Below are 20,359 nucleotides of genomic sequence, written 5' to 3'. Positions count from 1 at the left end.
AATTAAGACATGAATCAAGTAACAAATTTTGCAAATCCGATCGCAAAACCGGAAACATTTGACCAGATCCAGATTGGTTTGGCCTCGCCAGAGCGTATCCGCAGCTGGTCCTTTGGTGAAATCAAGAAACCGGAAACCATCAACTACCGGACCTTCAAGCCAGAGCGCGACGGCCTGTTCTGTGCGCGTATCTTTGGTCCGGTAAAGGATTACGAATGCCTGTGCGGTAAATATAAGCGCATGAAATATAAGGGCATCGTCTGCGAAAAATGCGGTGTTGAAGTCACGGTGACCAAGGTTCGCCGGGAACGTATGGGTCATATCGACCTAGCCGCTCCGGTCGCGCATATCTGGTTCCTGAAATCGCTGCCATCGCGCATCGGCCTGCTGCTCGACATGCAGCTCAAGCAGTTGGAGCGTGTGCTCTATTTCGAAAGCTATGTCGTTATCGAGCCCGGCCTGACCGCTCTGGAAAAATTCCAGCTACTGACCGAAGACGAAATGCTCGAAGCACAGGATGAATATGGCGAAGACGCTTTCTCCGCCGGCATCGGTGCAGAAGCGGTCAAGATCATGCTGCAGGACCTGGATCTGAAGCAGGAACGCGACGATCTGATGGAAGATCTGCGGACGACCAAGTCGACGCTGAAACCAAAGAAGATCATCAAGCGCCTGAAAGTGGTCGAAAGCTTCATCGACTCCGGCAACAAGCCGGAATGGATGATCCTCGAAATCATTCCCGTGATCCCGCCCGAGTTGCGCCCGCTGGTGCCTCTCGATGGTGGCCGTTTCGCAACCTCCGATCTCAACGATCTCTATCGCCGCGTCATCAACCGGAACAACCGTTTGAAACGCCTGATGGAACTGCGCGCACCGGATATCATCGTCCGTAACGAGAAGCGCATGCTTCAGGAATCGGTCGATGCGTTGTTCGACAATGGCCGTCGTGGCCGTACCATCACCGGTGCCAACAAACGCCCGCTGAAATCCTTGTCCGACATGCTCAAGGGCAAACAGGGCCGTTTCCGTCAGAACCTTCTCGGCAAGCGCGTCGATTATTCCGGCCGTTCGGTTATTGTGACCGGTCCGGAACTGAAATTGCATCAATGTGGTCTGCCGAAGAAAATGGCCCTGGAACTGTTCAAGCCGTTCATCTACGCGCGCCTTGACGCCAAGGGCCTTTCGATGACGCTCAAGCAGGCCAAGAAATGGGTCGAAAAAGAGCGCAAGGAAGTCTGGGACATTCTGGAAGAAGTGATCCGCGAGCATCCGGTGATGCTGAACCGCGCACCAACGCTTCACCGTCTCGGCATCCAGGCGTTCGAACCGGTATTGATCGAGGGTAAAGCCATCCAGCTTCACCCGCTGGTCTGCTCCGCCTTCAACGCCGACTTTGACGGTGACCAAATGGCGGTCCACGTTCCACTGAGCCTCGAAGCGCAGCTGGAAGCACGTGTCCTGATGATGTCGACCAACAACATCCTGTCACCAGCAAACGGCAAGCCAATCATCGTTCCTTCGCAGGATATGGTTCTCGGTATCTATTATCTTACAATGGATCGTAAAGGCGAGCCGGGCGAAGGCATGTTGCTGGCTGATATGGCCGAAGTGCATCAGGCACTGGAAATTGGCGCGGTGACCTTGCACTCCAAGATCACCACCCGGGTTCCGCAAACCGATGAAGACGGCAAGCCGATTCTCAAGCGTTTCGACACCACTCCTGGTCGTCTGCTGATCGCTGAATGTCTGCCGAAATCGCATCTGGTTCCATTCGACATCGTCAACCGCTTGCTGACCAAGAAAGAAGTCGGCGACGTGATTGACCAAGTCTATCGTCACACCGGCCAGAAAGACACGGTCCTGTTCGCTGATGCGATCATGGGTCTGGGCTTCCGCCACGCCTGCCGTGCCGGTATCTCCTTCGGTAAGGATGACATGATCATTCCCGACTCCAAGGATGCTACCGTCGCCGAAACGCGTGAACTGGTGGCTGACTATGAGCAGCAATATCAAGACGGTCTGATCACCCAGCAGGAAAAATACAACAAAGTGATCGACGCCTGGTCCCGCTGTGGTGACACGGTTGCGAACGCGATGATGGACGAGCTGGCTGCGACGCCAGAGGACGAAAATGGCCGCGAGCGCGAGATCAACGCGATCTACATGATGAGCCACTCCGGCGCACGTGGTTCGCCAGCACAGATGAAACAGCTGGGCGGTATGCGCGGTCTGATGGCGAAACCTTCGGGCGAGATTATTGAAACACCGATTATCTCGAACTTTAAGGAAGGCCTGACGGTTCTCGAATATTTCAACTCCACCCACGGTGCCCGTAAGGGTCTTGCGGATACGGCGTTGAAAACGGCTAACTCGGGTTATCTGACTCGTCGTCTGGTTGACGTTTCTCAGGATTGTACGATTGTCGAAGAAGATTGCGGCACCGAAAATGCACTGGAGATGAAAGCCATCGTCCAGGGCGGTTCGGTTATCGCATCGCTCGGCGAACGTATCCTTGGCCGCACCATGGCTGAAGACATTATCGACAGCAAAGACGACAGCGTTGTGATCAAGTCGGGCACGTTGCTCGACGAAGCGGCCATCGTCGTGATCGAAGAGCTCGGTATCCAGTCGGCGCGCATTCGCTCGCCGCTGGTTTGCGAATCCAAAATGGGCGTCTGTGGCACCTGCTACGGTCGTGACCTTGCTCGCGGTACACCGGTGAACATCGGTGAAGCGGTTGGCGTTATCGCGGCACAGTCAATCGGTGAGCCAGGCACGCAGCTAACAATGCGTACCTTCCACATCGGCGGCGCGGCACAGCTCAACGAGCAGTCCAATCTGGAATCGGTTGCAGAAGGCCGTGTCGAATATCGCGACATGCCGGTCATCGAAGACAAGAACGGACGCTTCCTGTCCTTGGCGCGTAGCGGTATCATCGCCGTGATCGACAATGACGGTCGCGAGCGTTCTGCCGACAAGGTGCCTTATGGTACCAGCGTGCTGATCAAGGATGGCGCGGTGGTTCACCTGGGCGATCGTCTCGCCGAATGGGATCCGTTCACGATGCCGATGATCACCGAGAAACCGGGCGTCATCAAGTTCCAGGACGTCATCGAAGGCAAGACGATGACCGAACAGACCGATGAAGCCACCGGTATCGCACAGCGTGTGATCATGGAATATCGCGCCTCTGGCCGCGGTGCCAATAAAGAGGACTTGCGTCCCCGCCTCACCCTGTTGGATGAAAATAGCGGTGAATCGGGTCGTTATATGCTCGCCAATGGCGCAACCCTGTCCGTCGAAGATGGTGCCAAGGTTGCTGCTGGTGACGTACTGGCACGTGTCTCTCGCGAAGCTGCGAAGACCCGCGACATTACGGGTGGTCTGCCACGTGTGGCCGAACTGTTCGAAGCGCGTATTCCGAAAGACAATTCGATCATCGCAAAAATCGACGGGCGGATTGAATTTGTTCGGGATTACAAAGCGAAGCGCAAGATCGCGATTGTTCCGGAAGAGGGCGAACCAGTCGAATATCTGGTGCCGAAGACGAAAGTCATCGACGTTCAGGAAGGCGATTTCGTCAAGAAGGGCGACAACCTCGTTTCCGGTTCTCCGGATCCACATGACATTCTCGAAGTTCTCGGGGTTGAGGCGCTGGCCGAATATCTCGTTTCGGAAATTCAGGAAGTCTATCGTCTGCAGGGCGTGAAAATCAACGATAAGCACATTGAAACGATTGTTCGTCAGATGCTGCAGAAAGTTGAAATCACCAACGGCGGCGATACCACGCTTCTTCCGGGCGAGCAGATCGATCTCGAAGAGATGCTGGAATATAACGCCAAGCTGACCAAGAAGCAGGAACCTGCTGCCGGTAAGCCCGTTCTCCTCGGTATCACCAAGGCGAGCTTGCAGACCCGGAGCTTCATCTCTGCGGCTTCTTTCCAGGAAACCACCCGGGTGCTTACCCAGGCGGCTGTCGAGGGCAAGAAGGATCAGCTGATCGGTCTCAAGGAAAACGTGATCGTTGGTCGTTTGATCCCGGCCGGTACCGGAGCGGGCATGAACCGTGCGCGTATCGCCGCAACCAGCCGCGATGCGGCACTGCGGGCGCAACAGCAGAAAATGCTCGACGCGATGCAGGCTGCGGCTGATCTGAAAGCGGAAGAAGTGGCAAATGCCGCGGCTTCTGCTCCTGCTGCCGAAGCCGAGCCAACCGCTGCGGACGTGTTCGGCGAAACACCGGTCGAGGAAGCCTTGATTGCTGCGGATAGCTCCGAAGAACAGCATGCTGCCGAATTGGCACAAGGTGATGAAGCTGCAACAGGCGATTCACATATGGCAAAAACCATGGGTGAAGGCATCGAAGCAAGCGACACCGAAGCTGCTCAGACTGAAGACGACAAAGACGAATAGTCTTCCCGGTCCGAAACTGAATTGAAAAAGGCCCCGCTGGATACGATCCGGCGGGGCCTTTTTTCATCTTGATGCCACGAGAGCGATCATATCGGCTAGAACCGTATCTCGCAAACCGACATCTTTCCCTGCACCGTGGTCCGCCACTGACCGGTCCATTCACCGCCCTGCGATGCGGCTACCGCCGGACATTTTCTCTGCGCATCCTGCTGGTTCCAGATCGGACCGGCATTGATATCGCGGGTCCGGCTGGCCGGAGGACGGCCCGGGCGCGATCTCGGCCGGGACACTGTCCCCTGCCGCGAACTCGACGTGATCCGGTACAGATCGGACATGGCACCGCCGTTCTGGCCATAGCCGACCCATTTGCGATGCAGGTCCAGTTGCAATTGGATATTGCGTGATCGGTCATCCAGATAAACCGACCACTGGTCACGACCGGTTTCAATGAAACGGAACGTGGCCTGGCCACGGTCATTATATTCGGTCCACCGCCCCGGGCCGGTCTGCTTGAAGCTACCGCCGGAGAAGAACACCTGCTGGACATTGCGTCCATCTGTCACGGCGGGCGGCGCCGGAGACGGCGCACGCACCCGGCCTTCGTTGCGATACGCGCTGGCGATGCGGTAGAAGTCGCGCTTCGGTCCGCCATTGTCGCCAAGCAGAATCCATTTGCGATGGATGTCGATCTGCAACTGCACGTTGCGAGATGGATCGTTGAGATAGACCGACCAGTCATCCCGACCGGTCTCGTTAAATGTGAATTTCACCCGCCCGTCGGCGGCATATTCGGTCCACGTTCCCCTGCCGGTATTCCGAAAATGCCCGCCATTGAAGCGCACTTCCGAGACATTATATCCGTTCACGCCCTGTTGCTGCCTCTGGGCAAGCGCTGCGTCGGGAAAGGTCAGGGATGTCGCTCCCAATGCGGCAACGGTCAGGCCCATTGCCACCGCTCTGTTTAGAAACTGCATGGATTCTCCACTATTGTTGGCGCGACCCGGAAGCGGGTTGGCACAAAGCGGACATGCTTATCAAGATTCTTCGGATTTTATCTGGCAGTCCGCCAGCGCATGGTTGGCGGACTGTCTGCTTGCCGATGCCAGAGCGGATCAGGCCGATGTCACTTTCTGGAGCGCCTGGTCGAGCGCCGCTTCGCCCCTCATCATCTGCTGGTCCGCCGCGACAACCGTAACATCGGTGATCCCGACAAAGGCCAGAATATGGCGCAGATAACCGGAAGCAAAATCAATATCGCTGCCCACTTCCGTACCGCCCGATGCGATCAGCACATAGGCTTTCTTGTCCGTCAGCAGTCCCTCGGGGCCATTGGCGGTATAGTGAAACGTCTTGCGGGCGCGGGCGATCAGATCGATCCAGGCCTTGAGCGCCGCCGGCACCGCGAAATTATAGATTGGCGTGCCGATCACCAGCGTGTCGGCGGCAACCAGTTCATCGACCAGAGAATCCGACAAGGCCAGCTCTGCCTTCTGCGCGTCGGTTCGCTCGCTTTCGTCAGTGAAGTTCGCGCCCACCCAATCCTCCGTCACGAAGGGCAGGACCTCGGTAAGATCGCGGGTGACGATCTCGTCCGGTGCCAGCCTTGCGATCAAGGCGTCGGTCAGGGCGCGAGAAGATGAGTCGGCTTTGCGGGCGCTGGCGTCAACACGAAGGATATTGCTGGACTGGGTCATATTATTGGTACCTTTTGTTTGGATTTGAGACAAAAATGAGAGGGACGCTCCGGGGCAAGGGGGATAGGGAGCGTCCCTCCGGACGCGGGGGAGTTAGTCTTGGGGCTCCCACGCTTCGACAAAGACAAATTCGGCCTTGTCAATTGCTTCGATCTGCAGCGACGAGATGCCCCGGATCGCCAGGGAATCGCGAGGCCCCACCAGTTCACCATTGACCCGAACCTGACCGGTAGAGCCGACCAGATAGACATGGGCGCCAACGGCAACCCGATGATCGACAGTCTTTCCTGCGCTGAGCGTAGCGCCATAGAGACGCGCATCCGCACCGATCATCAGCGCACCGCCGTCGATATCCTCGTCAAAACCACTGGCGAGTATTTCCAGCTGACCGGAGCGTTCGCCCTTGGGAAAGGCTTTCGTATCCCAGCGGGGCTCACCGCCAGCGGCGCGGGGCTCTATCCAGATCTGGAACAGACGGGTCTGCTCGTCCTCAAGATTGTACTCACTGTGCATCACGCCGGTGCCGGCGCTCATCACCTGGACATCTCCAGCCTCGGTGCGGCCTTCATTGCCCATATTGTCACGGTGGGTAATCGCCCCTTCGCGGACATAAGTAATGATTTCCATATCCTTGTGGCCGTGCATCGGAAATCCGGTTCTCGGTTTGATCTCGTCATCATTCCAGACCCGGATCGGACCGAAACCCATGCGGGCGGGATCCCAATATTTGCCGAAGGAAAAATGATGCCGGGCCTGCAGCCAGTCGTGGTCAACATGCGCCAGCTCCTTAAATTCACGTTTCTCGATCATCGTCTTTCTCCTTTCCGGGCGGACTTCGTTCCGCTCGACTTGAGATGGAGATAGGATGATCCATTCGTTTCCAAAATAGACAAAATAGAATTTGATTGTTTCCATATATGATCTAATATTTGCCCATGGCCTTACCCGATTATGAAGCATGGGCGATTTTTGCGGCGGTTGCCCGGCTCGGCAGCTTTACCGCCGCCGCGCAGGAACTGGCGCTCTCCAAACCGACCATTTCGAAAGCTATATCCCGACTCGAACAGTCGCTCGGCACCGTCCTGTTCCACCGCACATCGCGCAAAATTTCGCTGTCCACCGCAGGCAAATCGCTTCTCCATCATGCCCAGCAGATTGCCACCGACGGCGAGGCTGCGATGGAGGCAGCTCGCGATACAACCCATCTATTGCAGGGACAGGTACGTCTGGCCGCACCCCTCAGCTACGGCCTCTCGCATCTGGCACCAGTCATCGCAGACTTCATGTGCGCTTATCCGGAGATCACCGTTGATCTGCAGCTCAACGATGCCCGGATCGACCTGATCGAGGAAGGATTCGATTGCGCAATCCGGATTGGCGCGCTGCCCGACAGCAGCCTGAGGGCGATCATGCTGCGCAAGATGGCGGGCTATTTCATAGCTGCACCGAGCTACGTGGAACGCAAGGGCGAACCCGAAACACCGGCGGACCTGAGCGATCATGATTGCTTCATCTATTCGAATACCTTGAGTCCCGAGCTGTGGCCGGTCACTGGCCCGGATAACCGGATAACCAATGTGCGCGCCAAATGCCGGTTCCGCAGCAACAACGGCGATGTCATGCTGCCAGCGCTGATTGCCGGACGGGGAATCGGATATTTGCCCGATTTTCTCTGTCGAAAGGCACTGGATGCCGGCGACCTGATCAACATTCTTCCGGGTTGCCATATAGGCGATATCGCCATTAACATAGTCATGCCCCCTTCCCGCTTGCGACCAGCCCGGGTGGACGCACTGGTGGACTTTCTGAAGGACAATTTGCGCTAGCCGAGAGTAACGGAACAGAGACCAGCTCATTTCGCTGTCCTACATCATCGGGATTTTGTATCTTGCCCTGATGACCAATGAAATACTGATCAGCCCAATGGCGACAAGCTTGTTGCCGGTGGACATTTCAAATGGTCCGGGTGGCGCGTTTTTTGGCTAAAATTGCAGGACAGCAATATTTTTCCTTAACACTGTAAAGTTTGTAAAGTTCATCAGGAAGACAGGCCCGAATATTAATGCCTCTGGAAACCATATTCCTTTTTGTCATCGCTGACCTGATGTTTTGTCTCACCCCGGGGCCGGCCACCATGGTCACCGTCAGCCACGCCTTGCCCCATGGTCCGGCAGGAGGCATGCGCGGCGCTCTCGGGCCGATTGTCGGCGTCAATGTCGGCAATTTCATCTGGTACGCCCTGACCGCTTTTGGCTTGATTGCCTTGATCAACACCGTTCCGACCGCTTACGCCCTACTCCGCTGGATCGGCGTCGCCTATCTGGCGTGGATGGCGTTTCAGATGCTGAGGGGAGGCACCAGCGCTCTCGCCAGACAATCGGCGAAAAGCGCCAGTTTCGGCAAGGGATTTGTCAATGGCCTGGCGGTGCACATGTCCAACCCCAAGGCGCTCCTATTCTATACCGCGTTCATCCCGCCATTCATCGATCCGACTGGCAATTTGCTGCTGCAATTCGCCATCCTCGCCGGCCTGACCGTGTTCACCGAAACCACTGGCCTGACCTTTTACGCCGCCCTCGCGTCAAAGGCGCGCAATCTCGGCAATGCCGATCAGGCGCAGCCGATGTTTCAGAAAATCGCAGCGGCAATATTGCTTGGCGCAGCGCTGATACTGGCCTGGTGGAACCTCACAGATAGCGCGCTCCAGAGCGCGTTCAACCTGCCGCAAGGCGCAACTGGTTAGACATATATGATGATCCGAATCTGGTTTTCTCTACTCGCTCTCGTCTCTGCTGCGCCATTGTCGGCACAGGAAGGGCCTGATGACGGGTTCGACGCCGAAACGATTTTAGCGCTCAAGGGCTTGCAACTGCTGGACCAGCGAATGAATGCGATCGGTTATCGACTGGTCGATGCCAATGCACCCTATTGCGATCAGAAAATTGCCAGGACCGGTTTGCTACTCAATGATGTCGCCCAATATGCCGATCAGGAAACCGCCCGTTTTGCGCTCGGGTTCAATGGTTCGATAGGAATCACTGCGGTCGCTCCGGACAGTCCTGCCGAATCCGCAGAATTATCTCCGGGTGACACCCTGCTGGCGATAAACGCGATGCCCATCGATGACATAGCAATCGACGATCCCGAGCTGTCCAACGAACAGCCGGTCTATCGCAGGGTTGCGGCGATCAATCGGCTGCTGGAACATGCCCTTGCCGACGCCAATGTCCAGTTGACCATCTCGCGAGGCGGTATCAGCAGGACTGTTCCGATCGAGCCCGTTTTGACATGCCCGGGACGATTCCAGATCCGGGTCAGTGCAGACAGGAGTGCAACCGCCGATGGGAAGATGGTCAGTGTTTCATCGCGCCTTGCCGATTATTTTCTAAGCGATGACGAATTTGCCGCGGTTGTCGCGCATGAACTGGCGCATAATCTGCTGAAACACCGAGACCAGCTCGATTCGCAGCAGGTCAATCGCGGCTTTTTCGGGCAATTGGGCAAGAGCGCCCAGCGGATCAAGGACACCGAGATCGAGGCAGACCGGTTGTCGGTCTGGCTGATGGCCAACGCCGGCTATGACCCGGAGGCTGCGGTCGGCTTCTGGACCCGTTATGGCAAGGAGCATGGCAAGGGGATTTTCTCTGCCTCGACTCATTATCGCTGGAAAAAGCGGGTGCAGTTATTCGAAGAAGAAATCGCGAAAATGGCGGCGATGGAACCTGTCGACGGCAAATATGCGCCGCCGCTGCTGACCGGGGCCGACTGACTCAGTCGTCGTCCTTGTAAGCGTCCTTGCAATTGCGGCGCTCCTGTTTGTTGCGCGCTTCATCGAGACAAAGGTCCCGCTGCTTCTTACGGTCGGCGAGCGCCTTGCGCCCCATATCCTCTTCCCTCTCGGACTGGGTCTGGGTGGTCGCATCCACCGCGGTTTCGACCACCGTCCCCGCAACCCGGAAAGGTGCGGTAACAATCTTGCTGACGCAGCCGGACAATATCAAGGGAATGAGAGCCGCCGAAAATATGGGTGATATGCGCATGATATACTCCTCAGCTACTTTGGTCCGGCGTCATGATAGCCCGGAAAGGTTCACGACTGAGCCAGCAATTTCTCCGCGATCACTCTTATGTCGCCACCAATTTCCGGATGGGCCAAGGCCATCGCCAGATTGGCTTCGACATAGCCCTGCTTGGATCCGCAATCGTAACGCTTACCGTCAAAGGTCATACCATGAAACGGCTGCTGGCCGATCATCTGCGCCATTGCATCGGTCAGCTGGATTTCACCGCCCGCACCCGCTGCCTGCGTTTCCAATATCCGCATCACTTCTGGCTGCAGGATATAGCGGCCGGGAAGGATCAGATTGGACGGCGCGGTTCCGGCCGCCGGTTTCTCGACCAGCCCCTTTACCTCGGTGATCGGACCATCGCGATAGCCCGGATCAATAACACCATAAGAAGGCGTGTCCTCGATCGGAATCTCGAGCGCGCAAACGATATTGCCGCCAAGCTTTTCATAAGCACTGACCATCTGCTTCATGCAACCGGGCGAGCCGACCATGAATTCGTCGGGCAGAAAAATGGCAAAAGGCTCATCGCCGATAATATCCCGCGCGCACCAGATCGCATGACCGAGCCCCAATGGCTCCTGCTGCCGGACAAAGACGCAGTCGCCGGGCTTGAGCCGGGTACCCTCGAGCACCGACCGGTCTTTTCCCCGATCAGCCATATTGCGCTCGAGTTCAAATGCCATATCGAAATGATCCTCGATCATCCCTTTGCCGCGGCCGTTGACGAAGATCATCTGCTCAATTCCGGCCTCCAGCGCTTCATCCACTGCATATTGCAGAAGCGGGCGGTCGACGATCGGGAACAGTTCCTTCGGCATCACTTTGGTCGCGGGCAGGAACCGGGTTCCCATTCCGGCAACAGGGAATACGGCTTTTCTGATCGGTTTCATAAGTCTGTCCTAGTCCTTCAACTTGTTGGCGAAACTGGTCCGCAATTTTTGCAGTTTTGGCGGGATGGTGGCGACACAATAAGGGTTGCTGCGTCCCTCGTCAGCCCAATATTGCTGATGATAATCTTCCGCCACATACCAGGGCGCAGGTCCCTCGATGGTGGTCACAATCGGTTCCGCGCGGCCTTCTGCAGCCCGCTTTATTCCGGCTTCTGCTTCGGCGCGCTGATCATCATCCAGCGGGAAAATCGCCGACCGGTATTGCGTACCGATATCGTTGCCCTGACGGTTGAGCTGGGTTGGGTCGTGGGTTGCGAAGAAAATGTCGAGCAGATCAGCGTAACTCACCACTTCACCGTCAAATCCTATCTTGATCGCTTCAGCGTGACCCGTGGTACCGGAACAGACCTCTCGATAAGTGGGATCGGGCTTGGCTCCGCCAATATAACCGCTTTCGACGGAACTCACCCCGGCAATGTCATTGAACACCGCCTCGGTGCACCAAAAACAGCCACCGGCAAAAATGGCTTCCTGCTTTGCCATAGAAACTCCTTTATGCGGTGGCAGCATCGCCCCCGCTATTTACGTTCTTATTTGCTTCATCGCGCCTGGCGACAAGAAGATACATGGCGGGTGTGACCACGCGAGACAAGAGGGTCGAACTGATCAGCCCGCCGATGATGATCGCCGCCAACGGTCCATATAATGCGCCGCCCCATAGCGCGAGCGGAGTCAATCCGCCGATTGCGGTGATGGAAGTGAGCAATACCGGCAGGAAACGGACTTCACCGGCCCGCTCGATTGCTTCGCGCAATCCCATGCCCTGGTCCCGCAATTGCGCCGTAAAGTCGACCAGCAATATCGAGTTTTTGATCTCGATGCCGATCAGCGCGATAAAGCCGATAATCGCCATGACACTCAGTGAGTTGCCGGTAATCAACAGCGCCAGAAGCCCGCCGAAGGTCCCGAGCGGGATAACACCGGCAACCACAATCGTTTCCCGAAACCGCCGGAATTCGGCGACCAGAACCGCCAGAATCAGCATCAGAGCGGTGATGATCAAGGGACCGAAATCTCCGAAAGTCTGGCCAATTTTCTCCGCCTCGCCGCCGACCGACCATGTATAGCCTTCGGGAAATTTGATCTGCTCCAGCCGCTCGACGGCGCGGTCATTCACGGTCGACGGGATTTCGCCGAAGTTGACTTGCGCCGTAACCAGCACCGTTCGTTGCAGCTGGTAGCGCTGGATTTGCGGCGTAACATTGGTGAGCTTGGGATCGGTTATCTGCGACAGGGGCACGGGATCTCCAGCCCGTGTGGCGAGATAGATCTTGTCCAGCACTGACATCGGTAGGCTGCCCTCGAACGGGAACCGGACGGTCACCGGATAATCATCCCCTTCCTGATCGCGAAAGGAAGCCGCCCGTTCGCCGCTGATCGCCAGCCGGATGGCACGGCGCGGCTCGCCAGACGGAATATTGAGCAGTGCTGCTTTCTTTTCGTTCAGACCAATGTCGAGATCGATCTTGTCGGTCTCCACCGGATTGACAATATCCCGCGCGCCAGGCGTTTCCCGCAAGACGTCGGCAATCGTGCCGGACAGTTGCTTGAGCTTGTCCAGTTCCGGTCCTGCCACCCGAATCACGATTGGCGCTTCCACCGGAGTGCCATTCTGGAAAAGTTCGATCTTCACGCGAGCGCCGGCGATCTGGTCGAGTTGCTTGCGCAACCGATCGATCATCTTCGGCCCTTCGCTTGTGTCCCATTTATCAAGTACGGCCAGCACTTCACCATAGTTGACGCGCTCGGCCTTGGGGCCGACGTTGTAAAATACCTGCGGATTGCCATTGCCGATATTCTCCGCCCGCACTTTTATGCTGGGTTCGGTTTCCAGGATATTCGTGACTTCGGCAACGATTTGATCTGTTCGATCCAGACTGCTCCCCTGCTCCGCTTCGACCGCGACCCGGAAATAGGGTGCATCGGCAAAGGGAAAAAGTGAAAAGCCCAATATCGGAACAAGCGCGAATGCCGACAGGCACAAAGTCAAAGCCAGCGCTACCGTCTTGACCGGCGCGCCCAGAGCGATGTGCAGAAAGGGCCGGTAGAACCGCTGGATTTTATCATTGACCCAGCGCAGCGCCCGATTGCCTTCCGGGTCTTCATCCCGCCGCAACATCCGGCTGGCCAGAAACGGAATCAGCGACAGGGAGATCAGCAGCGAGGCAATCACGGTCGCGATAATGGCGATGAAGAAGGACTTGGTATAGGCTCCGGCACCACCAGGCAGAAAGAGCAAGGGTACAAAGGCCAGCACAAGAACAGCAGTAGATCCGATCACCGCTGCGCGGATTTCCAGACTGGCATCAATCGCCGCCTGCGTACGCGTCTTGCCCATGCGCAAATGCCGCGCGATATTTTCTGTCACAACGATGCTGTCGTCTACCAGCAAGCCCAGAGATACAATGAAACCCGCTATGGAGAGCTGGCTGAGATTATATCCCATCGCATAAAGAACCAGCAGACCGGAGGCGAGCGACAGCGGGATCGATATCATGACGATCGCCGAGGATCGAAAGCCAAGCGGAAGCAGCGTGAATATGACCAAGGCAATGGCGATCGTGAAGTCGCGCGCCAATTCGCTCAATCGCCGTTTCACATCGCGGCTCTGGTCGAACTGCATGACCAGCTTGATGTCGGGCGGCAGAATTGAACGCTGGAGCTCCAGTTCGATGTCCAGCTCGTTCTTCAGCCGTGTGACGTCAACGCCGTCTTTTTGCGTCACCGTGAGAAACACGGCGCGCTGGCCATTATGCCGGGTCCGGTAAATCTGTTCCTCGGCACCCCAGCTTACTTCGGCGACATCGCCAACGGTCAACAGCGACCCGTCCGACGCCCGCAGTGGCAATCCCCGAATGGCATCGAGGCTTCGGAATGCACCGCCAGCTTCGACGTTTAATCTTCGTTCTCCGCTCTGTACGGCACCGCCAGGAATATCGGCACCGCCCTCACGCACAGCATCGGCAATTGCGCTGGAGGGAACGCGCAGTTCGGACAGGCGGTCCGGCCGGACTTCGACGCTGACTTCCGGCTGCGGCAGGCCAAAAATCCGCGATTCCCGAACGCCAGCATTACGCGTGAAGACATCCACCATATCGTCCGCATATTTTTCCATCCGTCGCCAGGAAGCGGTTTCACTGACCAAAGCCACTTGCATGACCGCAGCTTCGGTCGTCCGGATCTTGCGATATTCAAGCTTCTGCAATTCCGGGGGAAGCTGATCGCGGATCGCGGAGACTTCGCGTACGACGTCATCGAAATAGCCGTCAACGTCACCCGACCATTCGCTGAATTCAACGGATATGGAGGTGCCGCCGTCAGTGCTGGTCGACCGGACTTCGACAATATCGTCCAGCCCCTGAACGACTTCTTCAATCGGCTTGGCGACCGTTTCTTCCATTTCCTGCGCATCGGCGCCGGGCTGGATCGCGATGATCTTGACAGCGGGAATGGGAAAATGGGCATCAACAGCCCGGGGAATATTATTGAATGCAGTAAGGCCCAGCACAACCAGAAGGGTGAATAAAACAAGGCTGAGTTGCCAGCGGGAAATGACGAACCGGGCAAGCATATCAGGCCCGACGATCCTCCTGATTCAAAAGCGCCGTCATCGCGCTGCCCGGATGGGCTTGATCAAATCGCCATCCCGCAGCTTCTCGACACCGCGAGTCACAATGACTTCCCCTTCCGTCAGTCCAGACAGAATTTCGAGGTGTTTGTCGGCCAATTTGCCAATCTGGACATTGCGTTGCTTCACCCGGTTTTTATCATCCACCACGAACACCAGGCCTTCACCGGTGCGAACACCGAATATCGCATTGGCGGGGATCGCGAAGGTAGCCTCGGCCTCGCGGGACACTTGTACTTCGACCATACCCAATTGACCGGAACGCAAACGGTCGCCGGCCGGAAGCAGGAAATTCACTTCGAAGGTCCCGGTCCGCGCATCCGCCCGCCCGTCCTTTTCGCTGACCACGGCATCAAGCGGCGTTTTGGAGACGGCGGACAGCAGCACTTTAGCCGGCATACCGACGTTTATACGACCAGCGTCGGAGTCGGTCATCGGAACCCGCAGCACAAAGCCCTTGTCGATTTCGCCCAGCACCATCGCGGTCATGCCGGCGGTCACAATTTGACCTGCGTCAATATTCCGGGACAGGATGATGCCGCTGCTCGGTGCGCGGATATAGGAAGTGCGGCTGGCAAACTCCGTCGCCTCGATGCGGGCCCGAGCTGCGCGCGCGGCCGCTTCCGATTGTTCGAGCCGGGATTTTGTTACCCAGCCTTCTTTGAACAATTTCTCGATACGACCATATTCCGCTTCGGCACGATCGCGTTCGGCACGCGCGGCGCTAAGGTCCGCGGCAACCGTGCTGTTATCCAGAGCGGCGAGAATCGCACCGCGCTTCACTCTGTCGCCTTCTTCGTAACGGACCGACGCGACTTTTCCGCCGGTGGTAAAACCCAGCGCCGTTTCCCGGCGCAACCGGACGGTACCGGCGGCATTCAGGGTCTCGCTCTCGCTGGCTGGCTGGACCGTTGTCACGGCTGCCGGAATCGGATCGGTTGACTTGGGTTTTGCTTCTGGTTCGCTGACGCTGCATCCGGTCATAAAAACCAGACCGCCCAAAATCGATATTATCGTTCTGCCAAGCGTCATGTTGCGCACTACCACCCCTAATGAATTTGTCTTAAGTCGCTATCGGGCGCGGACCAATAGAAAATTGTGAATTCAAACCAAAAAGGGCCGGATTATTAAACCCAGCCCTCCAAATGTGTTATTAAAGAGTCAGTGTTAACTTTCTGTGCCGACGATCTCTTGGCCGGATCCACCCATGACCTTGTAGACGATACCTGCCAATATGGCCCCGGCAATGGGCGCCACCCAGAATACCCACAATTGGGTCAGTGCGATTCCGCCCTCGATCAACGCGGGACCTGAGCTTCTCGCAGGATTAACCGAAGTGTTGGTCACCGGAATGCTGATCAGATGGATCAGCGTCAGTCCCAGGCCGATTGCCAAGGGCGCGAAACCTGCCGGTGCCCGGCCATCGGTCGCACCGAGAATGATCATCAGGAAGAAAAAGGTCAGCAAGACCTCGATCGCGATCCCGGCTGCCATTGCATATCCACCGGGCGAATGCTCGCCGACGCCGTTGGACGCCAGACCGTTTACCGCAATATTATAATCCGCATTGCCCGAAGCAATCAGATAAAGCGCGGCGGAGGCAGCGACTGCGCCTGTAACCTGTGCGATAATATACACCGGAATTTCATGGGCCGGAAAGCGCCCGCCCATCCACAGGCCGATGGTGACAGCAGGGTTTAGATGGCACCCGCTGATATGGCCGATCGCATATGCCATTGTGACGACCGTCAGTCCGAAAGCGAGAGATACGCCAAGCAGACCAATCCCGACTTCCGGGAAAGCAGCGGATATCACTGCGCTACCGCACCCGCCAAAAACAAGCCAGAATGTCCCCAGAAATTCAGCCAAAGATTTTTGCAATGCTGTCATAATATCTTACCCCTCGCTCCGGTTTGCAGCGTCCTTCGCCGCCAACCATTTAGACTTTATCGCAAAGCGGCAGTTCCACCAAGGTGGCGACCTGTAATACTATGTAAACGCCACGCTATTCCGGGGTTGCCGCACGGCTCAGGCGATCATTCAACGCGATACCGATGCCCTCCTCGGGAACAGGGGCCACGGCAATTCGGGGCTTCCCGCTCGCGTCTGCATCGTGGAGCGCGGCGAACAAAAGGCTGGCGGCCTCTGCGAGGTCTGACAGCGGCGACAGGTTCCGGTGCCCCGATACCGGTCCAAAGCCGATATGATATTCATCCGGGGCGGCGGTTATCGCATTGAGGCGTAGCGGTTTCGACGGCGCATAATGCGACAACATCTGTCCCGGCGCCTCGATTTTTCCAATTTCTGCCAATATTGATGGTTTGCCAGCGATGGCTTCCAGTTGCGCCTGCGTAATCGGGCCAGGCCGCAAAATTCGGAAATTCCCGTTCGCAATTGCGATGATCGTCGACTCGATGCCCTGCTCGCACGGACCGCCATCCAATATTATCGGTGCTTTCCCGCCCAGACTGCGCGCGACATGGTCCGCTGTGGTCGGGCTGATCCCGCCGCTGCGGTTGGCCGAAGGGGCTGCGAGAAACAGTCCCGATTCTTTGAGCAATTCGCGCATCACCGGATGCGCAGGGCAACGCAGGGCAATCGTGTCCAGACCAGCAGTAACGGCAGCAGTGACCGGGCAGTTTGCAGCCTTCGGGACGACGATGGTCAACGGCCCGGGCCACAGGGCCTCAGCAAACAAGACCGAGAGATCATCGAATCGCCCCAGTTTTCTGGCCGCTGCCAGATCCGGAACATGGACGATCAGCGGGTTGAAATCCGGGCGGCCCTTGGTCCGGTAAATCTCCGCCACCGCCGCTGCGTTGGTCGAATCGGCGGCCAGACCGTAAACAGTTTCAGTGGGCACCGCGACCAGTCCGCCCTCGCGCAAGCGGGTGGCAGCTTCGCCAATCGTCGCTGTGCCGTAGCGGCGCGCTTCACCGTCAATATGATCATTTGAGCCGGACATGGCCCTGCGCTATAGCCCAGCGTAAATTCAGGCAACAACGGATAGCAAATTGATGACTTTTACAGCCCCCGGTCGCGAACAGAATTTTGTACTCAAACATATCGCCGATATCGGCGAACTGGCGAGCCATGATCGCTTTGCCGGTGCGAGCGAGGATATGGTCGAGGCGATTGTCGAAGGCATAGGTCAATTTGCCGCAGGCGAATTTGCGCCGCTCAACCGGATTGGCGACACCGTTGGTGCGCGCTGGAACGACGGCAGCGTGACCATGCCGGACGGTTATAAGGAAGCTTATGCGCAGTTCGTAGAAGGCGGCTGGGCATCGATCGACGGACCAGAAGATTTTGGCGGCCAAGGCCTGCCCTATTCATTGTCGGCGCTGATTCTCGAAACTTGCGGAGCGGCCAATTTTGCTTTCACCCTTTGCCCGATGCTGAGCTTCGGTGCGATCGAGGCAATCCACGTTCACGGATCGGACGAGCAGAAAGCCCAATATCTGCCCAATCTAATTTCAGGTGCATGGACGGGCACAATGAACCTCACCGAGCCGCAGGCTGGCTCCGATGTCGGCGCCCTGCGCTCTACCGCAGAGCCGATTACCGAGGGCGAACATGCTGGCAAATACCGGATCAAGGGTCAGAAAATCTATATCACCTTTGGCGAACATGATCTGACCGACAATATCGTCCATCTGGTGCTCGCCCGTACACCGGGAGCGCCGGAGGGAACGCGCGGCATTTCTCTGTTCATCGTCCCCAAATTTCATCTTGATGCGGACGGCAAGCCCGGCGCACCCAATGACGTGACCTGTGTCTCGATCGAGCACAAGATCGGTATCCACGCCTCACCAACCTGCGTCATGGCTTATGGCGAGCAGGGCGAGTGTATCGGCGAAATGATCGGCGGCGAATTTGGCGGCATGAAGGCGATGTTCACAATGATGAACAACGCTCGCATCAACGTCGGTTCGCAAGGCGTGCAGATCGCCGAACGGGCGACCCAGCAAGCCAGCCATTATGCCACGGAACGGGTCCAGTCGGCCCGTGCCGGAAGCGGCAACAAGGAACCGGTGGCGATTATCGAACATCCCGATGTGCGGCGGATGCTGTTGCGCTCGAAGGCCCTGACGCAAGCAGCCCGCGCCCTGCTCTATTATGCAACCTCGAGTGTCGACCGTGCCACCCTCGGCATCGAAGGGGCCAAGTCCCGCGCCGAAATCCTGACCCCACTGATCAAAGGCTATGGCACCGACATTGGCAATGAAGTCGCCTCGCTCGGCGTGCAGGTACATGGCGGCATGGGCTTCATCGAGGAGACCGGTGCCGGCCAGCATTTCCGCGATGCGCGGATCGCACCGATCTACGAAGGCACCAACGGCATTCAGGCCGCCGATCTGGTCGGCCGGAAATTGGGTCTGGATGGCGGCGAGGCGATGACAGCGCTGATCTCCGAAATCCGCGCGGAGGCCGAAGGCGAAGAAAACCTGCTAGCACTGGCCGACACCTGCGAACATATCAGGCAGTGGATGGCCAGCGGCGATGCGTCGATCGATGACCGGCTGGCTGGCAGCTATGCCTTCATGACGATGTTGGCGACCGCGACCTGCGGCATGCTGATGAAAAAGCAACACCGGATTGCGACCGCGGAACTGGCCGGAGGCGATGACAGGTTCCTCAAGGCCAAGCTGGTAACCACACGCTATTATCTCGACCATCTGGTACCGGAAGCGCTCGGCCTGAAAGCCGCAGCCATGGGCGGCGCCGATATATTATACAGCCTGAGCAGTGCCGAGCTGGCTGGCTGATCGTGACTGACGAAAACAATAAGGATGTGCTGGAACGCATAGCCAATGCGCTCGAACGTCTGGCCCCGCCAGCCGCCAACCCTGTTGATCTGTCATCGGGCGACGCGTTTCTGTGGGACGGGCGTACTCCCAAGAGGATTGCCCCGTTCCAGCCGACCGATATCGATCTGCTCACCGGCATTGATCCGCAAAAGAGCCGCTTGCTCGATAATACAAGCCGCCATGCACAGGGCCATGCAGCCCATGATGTGCTGCTCTGGGGGTCTCGCGGGATGGGTAAATCGGCGCTCGCCAAATCGGTGGTCCGGGCGTTGCAGGCGCAAGGCAAAGATATTGCGCTGATAGAGGCACCGTCGGATCATCTGGAGACGCTGCCGGCTCTATTCGAACTACTCGCTTCGACCAAGCGGAGCTTCATTATCTTCATCGACGACATCGGGTTTTCCGAAGGCAGCGGCGAACCGCGTACACTCCGCTCGATGCTGGAAGGCGGAGCGAGCCAGCGGCCCGCCAATGTCCGCCTATACATCACCTCTAACCGGCGCCACATCGTATCGCGCCAGATGAGCGAACAGGATGATCCGGTTAACCCGCGTGACGCGGTCGATGACCAACTGGCACTGTCCGATCGTTTCGGCTTGCGGCTGGGCTTTCACGCCGCATCGCAGGATGATTATCTTGCGATCATCGCCCGCTATGCCGAGACCCATGGCCTGGACTATGATCGCGACGATGCTCTGCTATGGGCGAAACAGCGCGGCAGCCGGTCGGGCCGGGTGGCATGGCAATATATTGTCGAACTGGCCGGTCGCGCCGACAAGTTTCTGGCCTAAGC

At 57.4% G+C, this 20,359-nt stretch carries 16 protein-coding genes; 6 read left to right on the top strand and 10 right to left on the bottom strand.

The window, feature by feature from the left end; genetic code table 11:
- The first annotated feature begins 9 nt into the window (after positions 1 to 9).
- The gene (gene rpoC / locus ACWFTY_RS03265) at positions 10 to 4,413 is read left to right on the top strand and encodes a DNA-directed RNA polymerase subunit beta' (protein WP_447525967.1); all 4,404 of its coding nucleotides are present in this window, start codon (positions 10 to 12) and stop codon (positions 4,411 to 4,413) included.
- A gap of 95 nt (positions 4,414 to 4,508) precedes the next feature.
- On the opposite strand, the gene ACWFTY_RS03260 is transcribed toward rpoC, so the two are convergent.
- The 3 genes from ACWFTY_RS03260 to ACWFTY_RS03250 form a co-directional block, all read right to left on the bottom strand.
- Positions 4,509 to 5,387 carry a mannan-binding lectin gene (locus ACWFTY_RS03260; protein WP_447525966.1) on the bottom strand — a complete coding sequence of 293 codons (879 nt, stop codon included), beginning with the start codon at positions 5,385 to 5,387 and terminating at the stop codon, positions 4,509 to 4,511.
- A gap of 138 nt (positions 5,388 to 5,525) precedes the next feature.
- On the bottom strand, positions 5,526 to 6,107 hold the full coding sequence (locus ACWFTY_RS03255) for an FMN-dependent NADH-azoreductase (protein ID WP_447525965.1): 582 nt from the start codon (positions 6,105 to 6,107) through the stop codon (positions 5,526 to 5,528).
- Between the two features lie 93 nt (positions 6,108 to 6,200).
- A complete protein-coding gene (locus ACWFTY_RS03250) occupies positions 6,201 to 6,917 on the bottom strand; it encodes a pirin family protein (RefSeq protein WP_447525964.1) in 717 nt (238 codons plus the stop codon).
- 125 nt (positions 6,918 to 7,042) lie between these two features.
- Between ACWFTY_RS03250 and ACWFTY_RS03245 the strand changes: the two genes are divergently transcribed.
- The 3 genes from ACWFTY_RS03245 (at position 7,043) to ACWFTY_RS03235 (ending at position 9,876) form a co-directional block, all read left to right on the top strand.
- Positions 7,043 to 7,933, top strand: a complete 891-nt coding sequence (locus ACWFTY_RS03245) for a LysR substrate-binding domain-containing protein (protein ID WP_447525963.1) — start codon at positions 7,043 to 7,045, stop codon at positions 7,931 to 7,933.
- A 278-nt stretch (positions 7,934 to 8,211) separates the two neighbouring features.
- Positions 8,212 to 8,850 carry a LysE family translocator gene (locus tag ACWFTY_RS03240; RefSeq protein ID WP_447525962.1) on the top strand — a complete coding sequence of 213 codons (639 nt, stop codon included), beginning with the start codon at positions 8,212 to 8,214 and terminating at the stop codon, positions 8,848 to 8,850.
- Between the two features lie 6 nt (positions 8,851 to 8,856).
- Positions 8,857 to 9,876 (top strand): M48 family metalloprotease, encoded by a 1,020-nt coding sequence (locus ACWFTY_RS03235; RefSeq protein WP_447525961.1) that lies wholly within the window; start codon positions 8,857 to 8,859, stop codon positions 9,874 to 9,876.
- 1 nt (position 9,877) lies between these two features.
- Here ACWFTY_RS03235 and ACWFTY_RS03230 read toward each other — a convergent pair whose 3' ends face one another.
- The 7 genes from ACWFTY_RS03230 to ACWFTY_RS03200 form a co-directional block, all read right to left on the bottom strand.
- Positions 9,878 to 10,147, bottom strand: coding sequence for a DUF6726 family protein (locus ACWFTY_RS03230; protein WP_447525960.1), 270 nt, complete (start codon positions 10,145 to 10,147; stop codon positions 9,878 to 9,880).
- 50 nt (positions 10,148 to 10,197) lie between these two features.
- Complete coding sequence (locus ACWFTY_RS03225) at positions 10,198 to 11,067, bottom strand: UTP--glucose-1-phosphate uridylyltransferase (RefSeq protein WP_447525959.1); 870 nt, start codon at positions 11,065 to 11,067, stop codon at positions 10,198 to 10,200.
- 9 nt (positions 11,068 to 11,076) lie between these two features.
- Entirely contained in the window at positions 11,077 to 11,610 is a 534-nt protein-coding gene (gene msrA, locus ACWFTY_RS03220) for a peptide-methionine (S)-S-oxide reductase MsrA (protein ID WP_447525958.1), read from the bottom strand.
- A gap of 10 nt (positions 11,611 to 11,620) precedes the next feature.
- Complete coding sequence (locus ACWFTY_RS03215; protein ID WP_447525957.1) at positions 11,621 to 14,698, bottom strand: efflux RND transporter permease subunit; 3,078 nt, start codon at positions 14,696 to 14,698, stop codon at positions 11,621 to 11,623.
- A 36-nt stretch (positions 14,699 to 14,734) separates the two neighbouring features.
- Positions 14,735 to 15,787 carry an efflux RND transporter periplasmic adaptor subunit gene (locus ACWFTY_RS03210; protein WP_447525956.1) on the bottom strand — a complete coding sequence of 351 codons (1,053 nt, stop codon included), beginning with the start codon at positions 15,785 to 15,787 and terminating at the stop codon, positions 14,735 to 14,737.
- Positions 15,788 to 15,922: 135 nt separating this feature from the next.
- A complete protein-coding gene (aqpZ, locus tag ACWFTY_RS03205; RefSeq protein WP_447525955.1) occupies positions 15,923 to 16,645 on the bottom strand; it encodes an aquaporin Z in 723 nt (240 codons plus the stop codon).
- Between the two features lie 115 nt (positions 16,646 to 16,760).
- The gene (locus ACWFTY_RS03200) at positions 16,761 to 17,720 is read right to left on the bottom strand and encodes an L-threonylcarbamoyladenylate synthase (RefSeq protein WP_447525954.1); all 960 of its coding nucleotides are present in this window, start codon (positions 17,718 to 17,720) and stop codon (positions 16,761 to 16,763) included.
- Positions 17,721 to 17,772: 52 nt separating this feature from the next.
- Here ACWFTY_RS03200 and ACWFTY_RS03195 point away from each other — a divergent pair, with 52 nt between their 5' ends.
- Both ACWFTY_RS03195 and ACWFTY_RS03190 read left to right on the top strand, forming a co-directional pair.
- Positions 17,773 to 19,524 carry an acyl-CoA dehydrogenase gene (locus tag ACWFTY_RS03195; RefSeq protein WP_447525953.1) on the top strand — a complete coding sequence of 584 codons (1,752 nt, stop codon included), beginning with the start codon at positions 17,773 to 17,775 and terminating at the stop codon, positions 19,522 to 19,524.
- A gap of 2 nt (positions 19,525 to 19,526) precedes the next feature.
- Positions 19,527 to 20,357, top strand: coding sequence for an ATP-binding protein (locus ACWFTY_RS03190; RefSeq protein ID WP_447525952.1), 831 nt, complete (start codon positions 19,527 to 19,529; stop codon positions 20,355 to 20,357).
- The last annotated feature ends 2 nt before the right edge of the window (positions 20,358 to 20,359 follow it).

Source organism: Parasphingorhabdus sp. NYA22 (genome assembly GCF_976973735.1).
This window is presented reverse-complemented; position numbering and strand designations above follow the sequence as displayed.